The following is a 14,552-nucleotide window of genomic DNA, read 5'->3' as shown; positions in this document are numbered from 1 at the left end:
CAGGGGCGGCCGTCACGGTGGTCGAGGTGCGAGGCCGGCCACGGCCGAGCCTCGAGACCTCCTGCCCTCCACACCTGCGTTCGCGGTGACCCTGCGCGGTCTCGCGGCTGCTCAACCGCCGGCCGTCAGCGCGGCGCGGACGGCGTGCGCGGCGTCGGCGGCGCGGGTCTCCGACAGCGCGCCGGCGGCGGGCTCCTGCAGGTAGAACACGTCGACGGCCTGCGGGCCGAGGGTGTCGACGTGGGCCGAGCGGACGGCGACGTCGAGCCCGGCCAGCGTCGCGCACACGAGGTGGACGACGCCCGGCCGGTCGGCCGCACGCACCTCGAGCACCGTGGCGTGGTCGCTGGCCTCGGGGCGCACGACCACCGACGGCGCCAGGGCGCCGTCCGACCGTCCGCGCGGGGCCAGCCGGCGGGTCACGTCGACCCGCCCGCCCACCACCGCGTCGAAGCGCTCGCGCAGCACGGCGGGGTCGGCGGCCTCGGCCGTGACCTCCCACACCGAGATCCCGAGCTGGTGGGGAGGCTCGCCCTGCGACCACGCGCGGGCGGCGCGCACCGGCATCCGCTGCAGCGCCAGCACCGCCGAGACGTCGGCGAGCAGCCCGACACGGTCGCGGGCCACGGCCGTCACGCGCGTGCCGTCGGCGAGCGGCTCCACGCTCACCGACACCTCGTCGTCGCCGATCCCGGCGGGCAGCACCACCTCGCCGGCCAGGTCGCGCGCCGGCGGCGGGGCGGCCGCCCCGGTGTCGAGGACGACGCGGGCGCGCCGCACCAGGTCGCTCACCAGGCCGGCCCGCCACGTCGTCCACGCCTGGGGTGCGGTGGCCTTGGCGTCGGCCTCGGTGAGGGCGCGCAGCAGGTCGAGCGCCTCGGTGCTGCCCACGCGCGAGGTCACCGCCTCGACGGTGGCGGGGTCGTCGGGGTCGCGGGTCGTGGCCACCTCGGGCAGCAGCAGGTGGTGGCGCACGAGCAGCCCCACGAGGTCGACGGCCTCGGCGTCGAACCCGATGCGCTCGGCGACGGTCCGGGCGATCGGCTCGCCGGCCACGCTGTGCTCGGTCAGCCCGCCCTTGCCGATGTCGTGCAGCAGCGCCGCCACCACGAGCACGTCGGGCCGCCCGACCGAGCGGATCAGCCCCGACGCCTCGACGCAGGTCTCGACGACGTGCCGGTCGACGGTGAAGCGGTGGATCACCGAGGCGTGCGGCAGCATCCGGATCCGCTCCCACTCGGGCAGCACGCCCCCGAGCGCGCCGGTCTCCTCCAGCGTCTCCCACACCGCGAGCAGCCCGCGCCCGGAGGCCAGCAGCCGCACCAGCAGCCGCCGCGCCTCCTCGGGCCACGGCTCGGGCAGCGGGGCCGCCTCACGCGCCAGCCGGGCCGCGGTCGCCGGGGCCAGGTCGACGCCGCGCTCGGCGGCGGCGGTGGCGGCGCGCAGCAGCAGCGCCGGGTCGGTGGCCGGGTCGGCGTGCCGGTTCAGCACCACCTCGCCCGCGGCCAGCGAGACCCCGGGCGCGAGGCGCTCGAGGCGTGGCCGCCGGGCGCCCGGCGAGCGGGGGCGGGTGAGGACGCCGTCCACACGACGCCACGCCAGTCGCGAGAGGTGCGTCAGGCGGCGTCCGGCCTCGCGCACGTGTCGCTGGGCGGCCCGGTCGTCGGGCAGCCCGAGCGCCTCGGCCAGGGGCTCCCACGCCTCGGGCACGATCCGGTCGGTGGCCCGGCCGGCGAGGTCGTGGACGACGTCGCGCACGTCGAGCAGCACGCGTCGTCCGGTCTCGAGGTCGGTGGTCGGGACGTCGACCAGCCAGGTCGCCACCAGCGCCCGCAGCGTCGTGGCATCGCGCAGGCCGCCCTCGGCCTCCTTGACGTCGGGCACCGACAGGTGCGCCAGCTCGCCGATCGTGCGGTGCCGGGTGTCGGTGGCCTGCTTGATGGCGGGCAGCCGCTCGCGGGCGCCGCGCCGCCACTCGGCGAGCATCGTGGTGCGCAGCCGCAGGGTCAGGTTCGGGTCGCCCGCGACGTGGCGGGCGTCGAGCAGGCCCGCCGCGACCCGGTGGTCGGCCTCGGCGGCGTCGACCATGCCCGCCAGGGAGCGCACCGAGTGGTCGAGCCGCACGCCGGCGTCCCACATCGGGTACCAGAGCGTGGCGGCCGCCTCGTCGACCTCGACGTGGTCCTCGTGGACGAGCACCACGTCGAGGTCGGAGCAGGGGGCCAGCTCACCGCGGCCGTAGCCGCCGACCGCGACCAGGGCGACCCCGGCCTCGGCCCCGCCGCCCGGCGCGCCGGGCCCGAAGGCCGCGGCGTACGCCGTGCGGCAGAGCCGGTCGGCGGCCTCGGTGCGCTCGGCACGTTCGGCCGCGGTCACCGGCTCCCCTGCTCCTCTCGGTCCGGAGAGATCAGAGCGCTTCGCCGTCGCGGTCGCCGGTGCGCACCCGCACGACGCTCTCGACGGAGCTGACCCACACCTTGCCGTCGCCGATGCGGCCGGTCTGCGCGGTCTTCACCACGATGCCCACCACGTCGTCGGCGTCGGCGTCGTCGACCACGATCTCGATGCGGATCTTCGGCACGAGCGCGATGTCGTACTCCGCGCCGCGGTAGACCTCGGTGTGGCCCTTCTGCCGGCCGTAGCCGCTGACCTCGCTGACGGTCATGCCGGTGACGCCGAAGGTCTCGAGGGCCTCGCGGACGTCCTCCCACTTGTGCGGCTTGATCACCGCGGTCACGAGCTTCATGCGGAGGCTCCTTCCTTGTCGCTGCTGGAACCGGTGCCGGGGGCGACCGGCGGCGCGGTGCTCTTGGCCAGCACCCCGGTGCTCGGGGCGCCGGCGAAGCTGGCGGTGTGCAGGTCGTAGGCCGACTCGCCGTGCTGCGCCAGGTCGATGCCGCCGACCTCGTCGTCCTCGTCGATGCGCAGACCCATGGTGAACTTGATGGCGAGCGCGATGACCGTGGTCAGGATGCCCGAGTACAGGATCGCCACGAGCGCGCCGAGCGCCTGGTCGCCGAGCGAGCCGAGCCCGCCGCCGTACAGCAGGCCGTCGACGCCGCCCGCGCCCTCCGCGGTGGAGAAGACGCCGATCAGCACCGTGCCGACGATGCCGCCGACGAGGTGGACGCCGACGACGTCGAGCGAGTCGTCGAGGCCGAACTTGAACTTCAGGCCGACGGCCCAGGCGCAGACGGCACCGGCGATAGCGCCGATGGCGATCGCGCCCTCGATGTCGACCGCACCGGCAGCCGGGGTGATGGCGACCAGGCCGGCCACGATGCCCGAGGCGGCGCCCAGCGAGGTGGCCTTGCCGTGCAGGATGCGCTCGATGATCAGCCAGCCGAGGATGGCGGCCATCGTGGCGAGCGTGGTGTTGGCGAAGGTGCGGCCGGTCTCGGCGAAGAACTGCTCGTCGCTGTAGACGCCGTCGGCGAAGACGATCGAGCCGACGTTGAAGCCGTACCAGCCGAGCCACAGCATGCCCGCACCGAGCATGGTGAGGGTCAGGTTGTGCGGGCGCATCTTGTCCTTGGGCCAGCCGACCCGCTTGCCGAGCACGAGCGCGAGCACGAGGGCCGCGACGCCGGCGTTGATGTGGACGGCGGTGCCGCCCGCGTAGTCCTGGGCGCCGATGCGGCCGCAGATGAGCGAGTCGGGCGTGCAGCTGAACACCATGTGGGCCAGCGGGAAGTAGACCAGGATCGACCAGACGGGCACGAAGACCACCCAGGCCGAGAACTTCATCCGGTCGGCCACCGCGCCGCTGATGAGCGCGGCGGTGATGATCGCGAACGTCATCTGGAACATGACGCCGATGTAGCTGTCGGTGGTGACGCCGTCGAGGAAGAACAGCGCGAACGGGTCGGCGAAGAAGGTGCCGTCGCCGCTCCAGCCCATCGACCAGCCGATGGCGACGTAGGCGATGCCGACGAGCGCCACCGCGACGAACGACATCATGATCATGTTGAGCACCGACTTCGACCGCGACATGCCGCCGTAGAAGAGGGCGAGTGCGGGCACGGTCATCATCAAGACGAACGCCGTGGCGATGAGCATGAAGGCGTAGTAGCCGTCCACAGAACCTCCAGTGGGTCCCAGCGAGAGTGTGTGGGCCTCGGCGACGCGCCGACTCCGTCGTCGGGCGTGGCGTTCGGCCGCGTTGTCGAGGACTCTCCGGGTCGGAGGTTTCGTCACCGGCGGCGCCGTGTTGCGCGGGTGCAACGAGATCGGCCCCGGTGTTACGAACGCGTTTCGCCCGGTGGACCGGCACACCCGTGCGTACGTGGCACGGTGGGCGCATGAGCGACGAGGACGAGGTGGTCGCGGCGGCCGACGAGCGGGCCGCCGCGCTCGGCGACGGTGACGCCGAGGCGTTGACCGCGCTGCTGCACGCGGGGTTCCGGTGGCTCTCCCACCGCGGTGAGGCCCTCGACCGCGACGAGTACGTGCGCCGCAACACCGGCGGCGCCACGGCCTGGGTCTCCCAGCGTCTCGACGGCGCCCGGGTCACGGTCGTCGGCGACACCGCCGTCCTGCACGCCGAGGCGGTCGACGTCGTCCGGGTCGACGGAACCCCCACGACCTTCCGGATGCCGGTCACGCAGGTGTGGGTGCGTGACGCCGGCCTCGACGCCGGGTGGCGGTGCCTCGCCGGTCACGCGGGCCCGCGGCTCGACTGACCCGACGTCGCCGCAGCACCTAGGCTCGGCCGGTGCCGGTCGACCGCTCCGTCATCCGCGTCAAGGCGATGCTGGTCGCGCCGTCCGCCGACGGCACCGCGCACGCGGTGAGCCTCAACCCGCCGACCGCGGAGAACCCCGACGGCTACCACCGGCTGATCGGCGGCGGCGTCGAGCTGGGCGAGACCGCGCTCGAGGCCCTGCGGCGCGAGGTGCACGAAGAGCTCGACGCGACCGTCGACGGCCCCGTGCTCCTGACGACGCTCGAGAGCATCTTCCGCATCGACGGCGTGCTCGGCCACGAGGTCTTCTTCCTCTTCACCGGCCGCCTCGACCCCCGGCCCGCGGCCACCGGCGCCACCCTCACCGAGAGCGACGGCAGCGTCGTCCCCGTCGTGTGGCGCCCCGTGGACGACGCCCGCGAGCCCCTGCCGCTCTACCCCGCGGCGGCCGCGCCGTGGGTGCGGCGGCTCACCGGTCGGTGACGAACCTCAGTCGCGGCACGGCCCCCACAGCCCGGGCGCGTCGGCGGTGACCGCGCGCCCCTCGACGGTGAAGCCGACCGTGGGCACCTCGTCGTCGCCGCGTGGCACCAGGTCGAACGACGTCGGCGAGGTCCAGCGGACGTCGTAGGCGCCGGCCGTGACGGTGGTGCACCGGGCCGGGTAGCGGTAGGTCAGCAGCGGGCCCGGTCGGTCGACGACCAGCCTCACGCCGTCCTCGAGGAAGGGGTCGTGCTCGTGCACCGCGACCCGCAGGTCGCCGTCCGGGCTCGCCGACCGGACCAGCGCGTCGTCGGCGAGGCGTCCGCTCACGACCAGCCACACGACCGGCAGGCACAGCACGGCGGTGGCCACCCACCGCACGGTGCCGGGCCACGCCCGCGGCCAGAGCGTCAGGGCCGCGACGGCCACGACGACCAGCGCCCACCAGACCCTCGGCCCGTCGAGCAGCGTCGCGTGGTGCCCGCGGTCGCCCGGCGCCAGCAGCACGACCGCGGCGAGCGCCACGACGACCGCGACCACCCAGCCGACGGCGGCCCGCACCCCCGAGCGCGCCGGGCGCTCGCGGGTCAGGGTCACGGGCGGCACCTCAGTCGGCCCGGGTGGCACCGGACGGCGCGGCGCCCGCCTCGTGCGCCCGCGCCAGCTCGCGCACCTCGTCGAGCACCTCGATGAAGCCGCGGGCCTCGTCGTCGAGGCGGAAGCGCGGCGGCTGCTCGTAGCCGGCGGTGCGGCTGGCGACGACCTGCTCGGCGCTCCAGCCGGCCACCTCCCGCACCGCGCGGGCGTAGTCGTCGGCGTCGTCGTAGTCGACGAGCACGCAGTTCTCGCCGGGCCGGGCGTAGGCCATGTTGCCGCCGCAGTCGGGCGTGATCACGACGCACCCCGCGGCCATCGCCTCGAGGCCGGGCAGGTACATGCCCTCCTCGGGGTCGGGCGTGCCGAGGAAGACGTCGGCCCAGTGGTAGAGCTCGCGCAGCTCGGCCCACGAGACCGACTCGCGGATGGCGCGCCACTCCACCGGGCGCGCGCCGGCACCACCGGCACCGGCGTCGAGGGCCTTCGCGGCGCGGTCGCCGACGTCGCTCTTCCACGTCGTGTACGCCACCCGCAGCGGCCGGTCGTCGGGCCAGCCGCCGTCGACGTCGCGGGCGAAGTACTCGCTCTCGTGGCCGATGCGCACCACGCGCAGCGGCGAGCGCGGGTCGAGCCACGGCGAGATCGCCTCGGCCACGATGTCGTTGATGGCGATGCGCGAGACCGGTCGCGTGAGCAGCCGGGTGGCGTACCCGTGCCGCCAGGTCGGCGTCCGGTGGCGCACGTTCTGCACCAGGTGGACGACGCGCAGCGGGCTCAAGCCGATGGGCAGCGAGCGCAGCGCGGCCTCGTAGTCGTCGGGGCGGCTGATGAGGAACAGGTCGTCGCGCTTGATGCCGCCGCGGGTGGGGTAGCGGGCGCGGAAGTCGACGTCGACGAGGTCGCGCAGCCGCTCGATGCGGAACAGCGGACCCTCGGGGTCGAGCTGCGCCGGGCTCCACAGCCGCACGTCGAGTCCCGCGGCGCGGGCGTGCTGGGCGTAGTCCAGGATCTTGATGACCCCGCCGAACGGCAGGAAGAACGGCACGAGCACGTGCAGGCGTCCGGTGCTCATCGCAGGCTCCGCAGCAGTCGGTCGAACGGCTCGGCCGCGGTGCCGGGTTCGAGCACGGTGGTGGACAGCCGGACGGCGCCCGCCCGCTTCGGCTCGAGCACGCTGCGGTCGGCGGCGGCCTCGCTGAGCACGGCGCGCATGCCGTCGACGTCGTCCTCGTCGACCAGCCAGCCGGCGTCCTGCTCGGCGATCCACGGGCTGACCTCGGTGAAGTCGACGTGCATGGCCGGCAGGCCCGTGGTCAGCGCGACCACGGTGCGGGTGACCATCGCCAGCTCGCGCTCGGGGTTGCGCTCGAAGACGTCGATGCTGAGGTGGCAGCGCGAGAGCAGGGTGCGGAAGTCGGTGAGCGTCATCAGCCCGTGCTGGCGGACGCCGGGGTGCGCGGCCAGGCGGGCCACCTCGGGCGACATCACCGCCTCGCGGGAGTTCTTGGCCCAGTGGTTGCCCACCACGAGGTGCAGCACCACGCGTCGCTGGTCGAGCAGCGGCAGGATCGCCTCGGCCCACGCGCCGGGGCGCGACCACGGCTGGATGTAGCCCGAGACCATCACCTGCAACCGCTCGGTGTCGGCCGGGTCGGGCGCCACCGGCGGCAGCGCCGGGTTGACCACCTCCAGCGGCAGGTCGGGGACGCCGGCCCGCTGCAGCCACTCGCGCACGTAGGGCACCTTCTTGGCGCCGTTGACCACGACACCGTCGCTGCGGCCGAGCGCGTAGAGCTTGCGCTGCTCGAGCGAGTCCATGATGGTCGCGGCGTTCTCGCGCAAGGTGTTCTCGGCCATCTCGAGCATCTTCGGCGCGAAGAAGTCGTAGACCAGCCTGCACGGCCCGAGGTCGCCGAGGTGGCGCACCAGGTTGGAGTTGATGATCACCAGCACCTCGATGCCGTGCTCGCGCACCCACGCGGTGGCCTGCTGGGCGGTGATCAGCACCGTGCCCGACGGCATGGACGGCGGCACGGCCGGCTGCTCGCCGCCCTCCCAGACCGCGCGCACCGCCTTGAGGTCGAGCAGCACGCTCACCTCGTGGCCGTGCGCGCGCAGGCCGAGCGCGAGACCCCACGCCCGCAGGCCGGGGGCCGCGACGGGCAGGCCCATGCCGGGCACGACGTCGTTGCTCAGGATGGCGACCCTCATGCCCGCTCCCCCGGTCCGAGGCGGGTCCAGGCCGTCAGCACCGCCCGCGTCATCGGGTCGGCGGGATGCCGGAAGCCGCGCAGCTCGTCGAGGTGCACCGCGCCGCCGGTGGCGTCGAGCACCTGGGTGCACAGCGCCGAGACCGACGGGTTGCGCCCCTGCGGGCCGTCGACCACCCAGCCGACGACCAGCAGCCGCCCGCCCGGGTCGAGCCGGCGGTGGGCCTCGGCGAGCGCCGCGTGACGGCGGGCGTCGTCCTGCTCGCCGCCGTCGGCGAACCACACGACGCCGGCGTGCGGGGAGGGGACCGTGAGCCGGTCCTCGAGCGAGGGGCCGGGCCGCTCGGCGTCGCCGTCGACCAGCTGCACCTCCTCGACCGAGCGGTAGCCGAGCAGCCGGGTGCGGACGGCGTCGCCGAAGCCGTGCACCCGCAGCGCGGTCGACCCGAAGGGCACCGGCACGGTCGCGAGCTGCTCCATGACGACCTCGAGCTCGAGCTCGAGGGTCTCCTTGGCGCGGCGCAGGGCGTCGTCGGCCTCGGGGGCGGCAGCGACGCGGCGGGCGAGCGGACCGTGCCACCAGTCGGCGCGCTCAGCCTCGTCGGGCTCGGGCAGCAGGCAGCACGAGGCGGGCAGGCCGTAGCGCTCGCACAGCCCGGCCGCGACGTCGGGACGCCGCACCAGCAGCCGGTCGTGCGCGGTGGCGCGCCGCAGCATCGGCTTGTCGAGCAGGTCGGCGGCCCCCTCGGCGTCGAGCGCCCCGGGCACCCGCACCACGACCGGCGTGGTGGAGCGCGGGTGGGACTGCCAGGTGCGCCAGGGGAAGCTCATCGGGTCGAGGACGACGACCTCGTGGCACTCGTCGAGCAGCCGGCCGACGTGGCCCACCATCGTGTCGAAGCCGTCGTGGCCGCCGGGCGCGAGCCCCGGGAACCGCCCGGTCCACACCGCGCGGCCCTGCCCGAGCGAGCCGGTGAACGGCGGGCCGGCGCCGTCGGCGGTGGGTCCGGCGTCGAAGCGCACGCCCTCCCCGGCGGGTGCGGTCACGCGCCGTCCCGCAGGTAGGTCTCGACGAGCCGGCGGTAGCCCGACCGGCGCCGCAGCAGCGGCGCGGCGGGGGTGCCCTCGAGCCGCTGCAGCAGCCAGACGAGGTCGTCGCGAGCCGCGCCGCCGGCGTCCCGGTGCTGGCCGGCCTTCGCCGGCTTGCCGGGCTTGCCGGGCTTGCCTGACTTGCCGGTGTGGCCGGGCTTGCCTGACTGGCCGGTCTGCTGGGGGGTGCCGCCCTGCGCGGCCGGGGCGTCACCGGCAGGCTTGCCGGCCTTGGCCTCCTGCCGCTCGCGCCACTCCTGCACCTCGCGGTCGCGGCGCTGGTCGCGCTCCTCGGCCGCCGCGAGCCGCGCCCGCAGGTGGGTGATCTCGTAGCGCAGCAGCTCGTTCTCCATGGCCAGCGCCGGCGCGTCGCCGGGCTCGAGTCGCACCAGTGGGTTCATCGGACGGCGGTCCTCTCGGTGAGCTGCTCGAGCGCGTCCCAGGTCGCGCGGACGCGTGACGCTACCTCGTCGTCGACGACGCGCTGGGGGGCCTGACGGCGGTTCGCGACGGTGGGGTCGAAGACCGACGGCGTCTCGACGACGTCCAGGTCGGCGCCGAAGCGGGCGTTGACCCGCTCGACGATCGGCGCCCCGCTCATCAGGTCGGTGAACGGCAGCACGAGGCAGTCGTCGGGGTGCGCGCGCACGTAGCGCACGAGCGCCTGGTTGTAGGTGAGCCACAGCCGCAGGCCGTGGTCGGGCTCGGTGAAGAAGCGCCGGTGGTCGGCGGCGCGGCCCTCGCCGCGCAGCAGGTTGCCGGCCTGGCGCGACTCGAGGGAGCGCACGCTGTCGCCGGGGTCGCGGTAGACCACGACGGTCCTGGCGTCGGGCATCAGGTGCTTCCAGGCCGGCAGGAACAGGCAGACGCGGGGGTCCTTGAAGCCCCACGTGCCGTGGCGGACGTCGCGGCGCCGCACGTACTGGCGCATCTGGCTCCAGTGGTCGGCGCCGATGTGGAAGGGGACCTCGGCGTCCCACTGCCAGTCGGTGCCGTGGCGCTCGAGCACGGCGCGGTGCAGGCGCAGCACCTCGCGGTCCTCGAAGTGGCCGTAGGGGTTGCTCGGCATCGCGCCGAGCAGGTCGTCACCGAGGAAGAGACCGGCGCTGTGCAGCAGCTGGGAGAGCACCGAGGTGCCGCTGCGGTGGAAGCCGGCGATGAGGATCTGCACGGCGACCCACCCCTCGTTCGCGCCCGACGTCGACAACGACCGCTCACCCTAGTCGAGCCCCGCCGCGCCCGGGGGCACGGGCTGCCGCGTCCCGGCGTCCGGTCGTGGGGACAATGACCCGATGAGCGTCGCCACTCCCCCCCGACGCGCCGCCGTCGTGCAGACCAACGCGGTGCACGACGAGGTGATGCCGTCGGTCTTCGACCTGCTGCTCGCGCACGGCATCGAGCCGACCGGCTTCCTCAACGACCGCATCGAGCGGCGCGGCGACGTCTTCGCGCCGTTCACCGCCCACGGCGACCGGGTGCGCTACCTCGAGACCGAGCGGCCGGCCGTGCTCGACGAGCTGGTCGACGAGCTGCGCGGCTACGACCTGCTGGTGCTGAACACCTACTCCTACGCCGGGCAGGGGCGGCTGGCCGACGCGGTCGGGCTGCCCACGCTCGGCGTCGTGCACAACCCGCTGCTGGTGCTGCACAACCCGCTGCTGGTCGACCAGCTGCGCACCGGTCGGGTGACCCCGGTGACGCTGGCCGCCCACGCCACGTCGTGGGCGATGACCGCCGCGCCCGACGTCTTCGGCAACGCCGCCACCCTCGGCGCCTGGATGTGGTCGATGCCCGAGGTCGCCCCGCCCCGCGCCGACGGACGCCGCCGGGTCGCCGTCCCGGGCGCGGTCAGCTTCAGCACCCGCGACCTGCGGGTGCTGCTCGACGAGCTGCCCGCGCTGGCCGACCGGGTCGGACGCGACCGCTTCGTGGTCACCGTGCCCGGCGGCGGGCCCGACCGCGCCCGCTTCGACGAGCTGGTCGAGCAGGCCGGGCTGGGCGACCTGGTCGAGACCGCGCCGGTCGACCCCGCCACGGGCAAGGTGCCGAGCAGCGCCTACTACCCGCTGGTGGCCGGCTCCGACCTGCTGCTGCCGATGCTGCCCGACGACGAGCCGTCCTACCGGGCCTTCAAGATCAGCGCGGCCATCTCGTCGTCCGTGGGCTTCGGCGTGCCGGCCGTCATCGACCGGTGGACGGCGGCCACCTACCGCCTGCCCGCCTTCACCTACCGCGGCGGCGGGCTCGTCGACGGCCTGGCGCGGGCGCTCGAGGCCGGCGACGACGAGCTGGCGGCGCTGCGCCGTGGGCTCGCCGAGCAGCGCGAGCAGGAGGTCGCCGACGCGACGGCCGAGCTGGGCGTGGCCCTCGACCTGCTCGGCACGCCCCCGCCCGTCGTCGGGCCGCAGCGCTACTTCAGCCGCGAGCACGACGCCTTCCTCCCCGGCACCCGGGCCAACGCCGAGCGGCCCGAGGAGAACGCCGACCAGCCGCCGCTGCCCGGCCTCGACCGCGAGGACGCCGACGCCTTCCTCGCCTTCGCCCGCCTGGTGCTGCCCCACTCGTTCAGCCAGCGGCTGCAGGACCTCTGGGCGCTCTGGGAGAGCGGCTTCGCCGGCTCCGGCTGGTTCGCCGAGTTCGGCGCGCTGAGCGGCCGGGCGATGTCGAACACCTACCTGCTCGAACGGCTGGGGTGGAAGGGCGTGGTCGCCGAGCCGAACCCCGCCTACGCCGAGCAGCTGCGCGAGAACCGCACCTGCGTCATCTCCGACCTCTGCGTGCTCGACGCCTCGGGCAGCACCGTCGAGTTCCACGCCGTGCGCGGCCGTCCGGCCCTGTCGGCCGTGGCCGGGTACGGCGCGGACGACGGCCCGGGAGCGCAGCACGAGCACGTCGTCCACCAGGTCGGGACGATCAGCCTCGACGACCTGCTGACGCAGTCCGGGGCCCCGCCGGTGGTCGACTTCCTCTCCATCGACACCGAGGGGTCGGAGGCGGTGATCCTCGGCGCCTACGACTTCGGCGAGCGCCCGATCCGCACCATCGCCGTCGAGCACAACGACCGCCACCGCGACGAGCTCCACGACCTGCTGACCGCCCAGGGCTACCGCCGCAAGTGGACCGAGCTGTCGGGCCACGACGACTGGTACGTGCTCGACGGCGCGGCGTCCGCCTGGTCGAGCGTGCGGCTGCAGCGGTGCGTGCGCGACGTGCTCGAGCTCGAGACGTTCACCGACCACTACGACGAGCGGGTCGCGCTCGTCGACCGGCACCGCGCGGGGCAGGCCTCGCCGCGGCAGGTGCTGGGGCTGCCCGCGCCCGCGGTCGGCACCCGCGAGCTGCTGCGGGCCGTCGGCACCAACTACCGCTTCACCGTCGACCTGCACGCCGAGCTGGGCGACCGCGCCGGCCTCAGCCGCGAGCGGCTCGACCGGCGGGTGCGGGCGCTGTACGCCAACCTCTGCACCCGGCTCTCCCCCAGCGTCACCCTCGAGATCGGCGCCTTCGAGGCCACCTACAGCCGCACGATGCGCGAGCGGCTGCCCGACGCGCGCGTGATCGCCTACGAGGCCAACCCCTACGTGCACCGCCACTTCGGCGACGAGGTGCGCGCCGCCGGCGTCGACTACCGCCACCAGGCCGTGGCGCGTGAGGCCGGCACCCTGGAGTTCCACGTGCCGCGCGACTACCGCGGCACCGAGCGGCCCCAGGTCAACCAGATGTCGAGCCTGAAGACGGGGCTGCGCACCGAGGAGCACGAGACGGTCTCCGTCGAGGCCGTCGTCCTCGACGCGGAGTTCGACGCCGCCCGCGAGACCTTCGCGCTCTGGATCGACGTCGAAGGGGCCACCGAGGAGGTGCTCTCGGGCGCCCAGGAGGTGCTGGGCAGCACGCTCGCGATCTACGTCGAGGTCGAGACCGAGCAGCTGTGGGACGGGCAGTGGATGGACGGCGACGTCGCGCGCCACCTCATGGCGCGCGGGTTCGTGCTGGTCGGGCGCGACCAGGCCAAGCCCGGCCAGTTCAACCTGGTCTTCGTGCACCACTCGGTCGCGCGGCGTCCGGGCATCGTGAAGCTGGCGGCCGGGGTGTACCCGAAGCCGGACGCGAAGGACGGCGGCGGGCGCGGCCGGGGTCGCGGGGCTCGCAAGGGCGCCGGCCGCGGTGGCGGTGGTGGCGGTGGTGGCGGTGGCGGCGGTGGCGGTGGCCAGCGCCGCACGGGTCGCGGTCGCCGGGCCGGGGGCGCCGGCTCCTAGCCGCGCCTAGCCGAGCAGGGCGTCGACGAAGGCGCCGGCGTCGAACGGCGCGAGGTCGTCGGGACCCTCGCCGAGGCCGACCAGCTTCACCGGCACGCCGAGCTCGCGCTGCACGGCGACGACGATGCCGCCCTTGGCCGAGCCGTCGAGCTTGGTGAGCACGATGCCGGTGACGTCGACGACGTCGCGGAAGACGCGGGCCTGCACCAGGCCGTTCTGGCCGGTGGTGGCGTCGATGACCAGCAGCACCTCGGTGACCCGCGCCTGCTTCTCGATGACCCGCTTGACCTTGCCGAGCTCGTCCATGAGGCCCTGCTTGTTCTGCAGCCGGCCCGCGGTGTCGACGATGACGGTGTCGACGCCCGCCTCGATGCCGTGCTTGACCGCCTCGAACGCGACGGACGCCGGGTCGGTGCCCTCCTTGCCGCGCACCACCTCGACGCCGACCCGCTCGCCCCAGGTGGCGAGCTGGTCGACCGCGGCGGCGCGGAAGGTGTCGGCCGCACCGAGGGTGACGGTGCGGTCCTCGGCGACCAGGATGCGCGAGATCTTGCCGACGGTGGTGGTCTTGCCGGAGCCGTTGACGCCGACCACCAGCACGACGCCGGGGACGCCGTCCTCGCCGCTGACCTGCAGGCGACGGTCCATGTCGGGGTCGACGACGGCGAGCAGCTCGTCGCGCAGCACCGATCGCGGGTCGCCCGCCTCGGTGCCGTCGACGCGCAGCCGGGTGCGGAGGTTCTCGACGATCTGCTGGGTCGGCGCGACGCCGATGTCGGCGGTCAGCAGCACGTCCTCGATCGACTCCCAGGTGTCCTCGTCGAGGCGCTCGCGGCTCAGCAGGCGCAGCAGGCCGCGGCCGAACCCGCCCTGCGAGCCGGCCAGGCGGGCACGCAGCCGCACGAGACGGGAGCGGGTGTCCTCGGGACGCTCGACGGTGGGGGTGGGCGCGGTCTCGACCGGCGTCTCGACGGGCGTCTCGAGCACCGGCGCCTCGGGCCCGCCGTCGACCTCGACCTCCGGCGGCGGCGCGGTCCGCTCCGTCGGCGGCGCCAGCGTGTCGCTGCGGTCGGCCGGCGGCAGCGTGCGGCGTCCACGCGTCGTGACCAGCCCGGCGACGGCGGCGATCGCGAGCACCGCGATGCCGATGACGAGGTAGACCCACTCCATGCCGCCATCCAACCAGCGGCGCGTCCGTCGTCCGAACTGACCGCCCCGGGGTGGTGCTCGCGC

Annotated in this window: 13 protein-coding genes; 3 read left to right on the top strand and 10 right to left on the bottom strand. The window is 74.8% G+C overall.

Annotated features, from left to right (window positions below):
- Positions 1 to 111 precede the first annotated feature (111 nt).
- From ABEA04_RS15720 to ABEA04_RS15710, 3 genes are read right to left on the bottom strand one after another with little or no spacing between them, the layout of a single operon-like run.
- On the bottom strand, positions 112 to 2,376 hold the full coding sequence (locus ABEA04_RS15720) for a [protein-PII] uridylyltransferase (RefSeq protein ID WP_345460567.1): 2,265 nt from the start codon (positions 2,374 to 2,376) through the stop codon (positions 112 to 114).
- A gap of 31 nt (positions 2,377 to 2,407) precedes the next feature.
- The gene (locus ABEA04_RS15715; protein ID WP_345460564.1) at positions 2,408 to 2,746 is read right to left on the bottom strand and encodes a P-II family nitrogen regulator; all 339 of its coding nucleotides are present in this window, start codon (positions 2,744 to 2,746) and stop codon (positions 2,408 to 2,410) included.
- Entirely contained in the window at positions 2,743 to 4,080 is a 1,338-nt protein-coding gene (locus tag ABEA04_RS15710) for an ammonium transporter (RefSeq protein ID WP_345460561.1), read from the bottom strand. Before ABEA04_RS15710 ends, ABEA04_RS15715 begins: the two co-directional genes overlap by 4 nt.
- Positions 4,081 to 4,301: 221 nt before the next feature.
- Between ABEA04_RS15710 and ABEA04_RS15705 the strand changes: the two genes are divergently transcribed.
- Together ABEA04_RS15705 and ABEA04_RS15700 are read left to right on the top strand one after the other, a co-directional pair.
- Positions 4,302 to 4,682, top strand: a complete 381-nt coding sequence (locus ABEA04_RS15705) for a nuclear transport factor 2 family protein (protein ID WP_345460558.1) — start codon at positions 4,302 to 4,304, stop codon at positions 4,680 to 4,682.
- A 32-nt stretch (positions 4,683 to 4,714) separates the two neighbouring features.
- A complete protein-coding gene (locus ABEA04_RS15700) occupies positions 4,715 to 5,167 on the top strand; it encodes an NUDIX domain-containing protein (RefSeq protein ID WP_345460555.1) in 453 nt (150 codons plus the stop codon).
- Positions 5,168 to 5,173: 6 nt separating this feature from the next.
- Here ABEA04_RS15700 and ABEA04_RS15695 read toward each other — a convergent pair whose 3' ends face one another.
- From ABEA04_RS15695 to ABEA04_RS15670, 6 genes are read right to left on the bottom strand one after another with little or no spacing between them, the layout of a single operon-like run.
- Complete coding sequence (locus ABEA04_RS15695; RefSeq protein ID WP_345460552.1) at positions 5,174 to 5,764, bottom strand: hypothetical protein; 591 nt, start codon at positions 5,762 to 5,764, stop codon at positions 5,174 to 5,176.
- Positions 5,765 to 5,774: 10 nt separating this feature from the next.
- On the bottom strand, positions 5,775 to 6,836 hold the full coding sequence (locus tag ABEA04_RS15690) for a glycosyltransferase (RefSeq protein ID WP_345460549.1): 1,062 nt from the start codon (positions 6,834 to 6,836) through the stop codon (positions 5,775 to 5,777).
- Complete coding sequence (locus ABEA04_RS15685; protein ID WP_345460546.1) at positions 6,833 to 7,975, bottom strand: glycosyltransferase family protein; 1,143 nt, start codon at positions 7,973 to 7,975, stop codon at positions 6,833 to 6,835. The genes ABEA04_RS15690 and ABEA04_RS15685 overlap by 4 nt, the downstream gene beginning before the upstream one ends.
- Positions 7,972 to 9,021 carry a hypothetical protein gene (locus ABEA04_RS15680; protein WP_345460543.1) on the bottom strand — a complete coding sequence of 350 codons (1,050 nt, stop codon included), beginning with the start codon at positions 9,019 to 9,021 and terminating at the stop codon, positions 7,972 to 7,974. The genes ABEA04_RS15685 and ABEA04_RS15680 overlap by 4 nt, the downstream gene beginning before the upstream one ends.
- Positions 9,018 to 9,452 (bottom strand): hypothetical protein, encoded by a 435-nt coding sequence (locus ABEA04_RS15675; protein ID WP_345460540.1) that lies wholly within the window; start codon positions 9,450 to 9,452, stop codon positions 9,018 to 9,020. Before ABEA04_RS15675 ends, ABEA04_RS15680 begins: the two co-directional genes overlap by 4 nt.
- Before the next feature lie 8 nt (positions 9,453 to 9,460).
- Complete coding sequence (locus ABEA04_RS15670) at positions 9,461 to 10,234, bottom strand: sulfotransferase (RefSeq protein WP_345460537.1); 774 nt, start codon at positions 10,232 to 10,234, stop codon at positions 9,461 to 9,463.
- A gap of 121 nt (positions 10,235 to 10,355) precedes the next feature.
- Here ABEA04_RS15670 and ABEA04_RS15665 point away from each other — a divergent pair, with 121 nt between their 5' ends.
- Entirely contained in the window at positions 10,356 to 13,319 is a 2,964-nt protein-coding gene (locus ABEA04_RS15665) for an FkbM family methyltransferase (protein WP_345460534.1), read from the top strand.
- A 6-nt stretch (positions 13,320 to 13,325) separates the two neighbouring features.
- On the opposite strand, the gene ftsY is transcribed toward ABEA04_RS15665, so the two are convergent.
- Positions 13,326 to 14,489 carry a signal recognition particle-docking protein FtsY gene (gene ftsY, locus ABEA04_RS15660; protein ID WP_345460531.1) on the bottom strand — a complete coding sequence of 388 codons (1,164 nt, stop codon included), beginning with the start codon at positions 14,487 to 14,489 and terminating at the stop codon, positions 13,326 to 13,328.
- Between the last annotated feature and the right edge of the window lie 63 nt (positions 14,490 to 14,552).

The sequence above is a fragment of the Nocardioides marinquilinus genome, from assembly GCF_039543705.1.
In the GTDB taxonomy this organism is placed as follows: domain Bacteria; phylum Actinomycetota; class Actinomycetes; order Propionibacteriales; family Nocardioidaceae; genus Nocardioides; species Nocardioides marinquilinus.
The sequence above is the reverse complement of the archived record's forward strand: the minus strand, read 5'-3'. Positions and strand labels throughout refer to the sequence as shown.

Coding starts and splice junctions, on each gene's coding strand:
- ABEA04_RS15715 (WP_345460564.1), bottom strand. CDS start 2,746: ATGAAGCTCGTGACCGCGGTGATCAAGCCGCACAAGTGGGAGGACGTC.
- ABEA04_RS15705 (WP_345460558.1), top strand. CDS start 4,302: ATGAGCGACGAGGACGAGGTGGTCGCGGCGGCCGACGAGCGGGCCGCC.
- ABEA04_RS15690 (WP_345460549.1), bottom strand. CDS start 6,836: ATGAGCACCGGACGCCTGCACGTGCTCGTGCCGTTCTTCCTGCCGTTC.
- ABEA04_RS15685 (WP_345460546.1), bottom strand. CDS start 7,975: ATGAGGGTCGCCATCCTGAGCAACGACGTCGTGCCCGGCATGGGCCTG.
- ABEA04_RS15665 (WP_345460534.1), top strand. CDS start 10,356: ATGAGCGTCGCCACTCCCCCCCGACGCGCCGCCGTCGTGCAGACCAAC.
- ftsY (WP_345460531.1), bottom strand. CDS start 14,489: ATGGAGTGGGTCTACCTCGTCATCGGCATCGCGGTGCTCGCGATCGCC.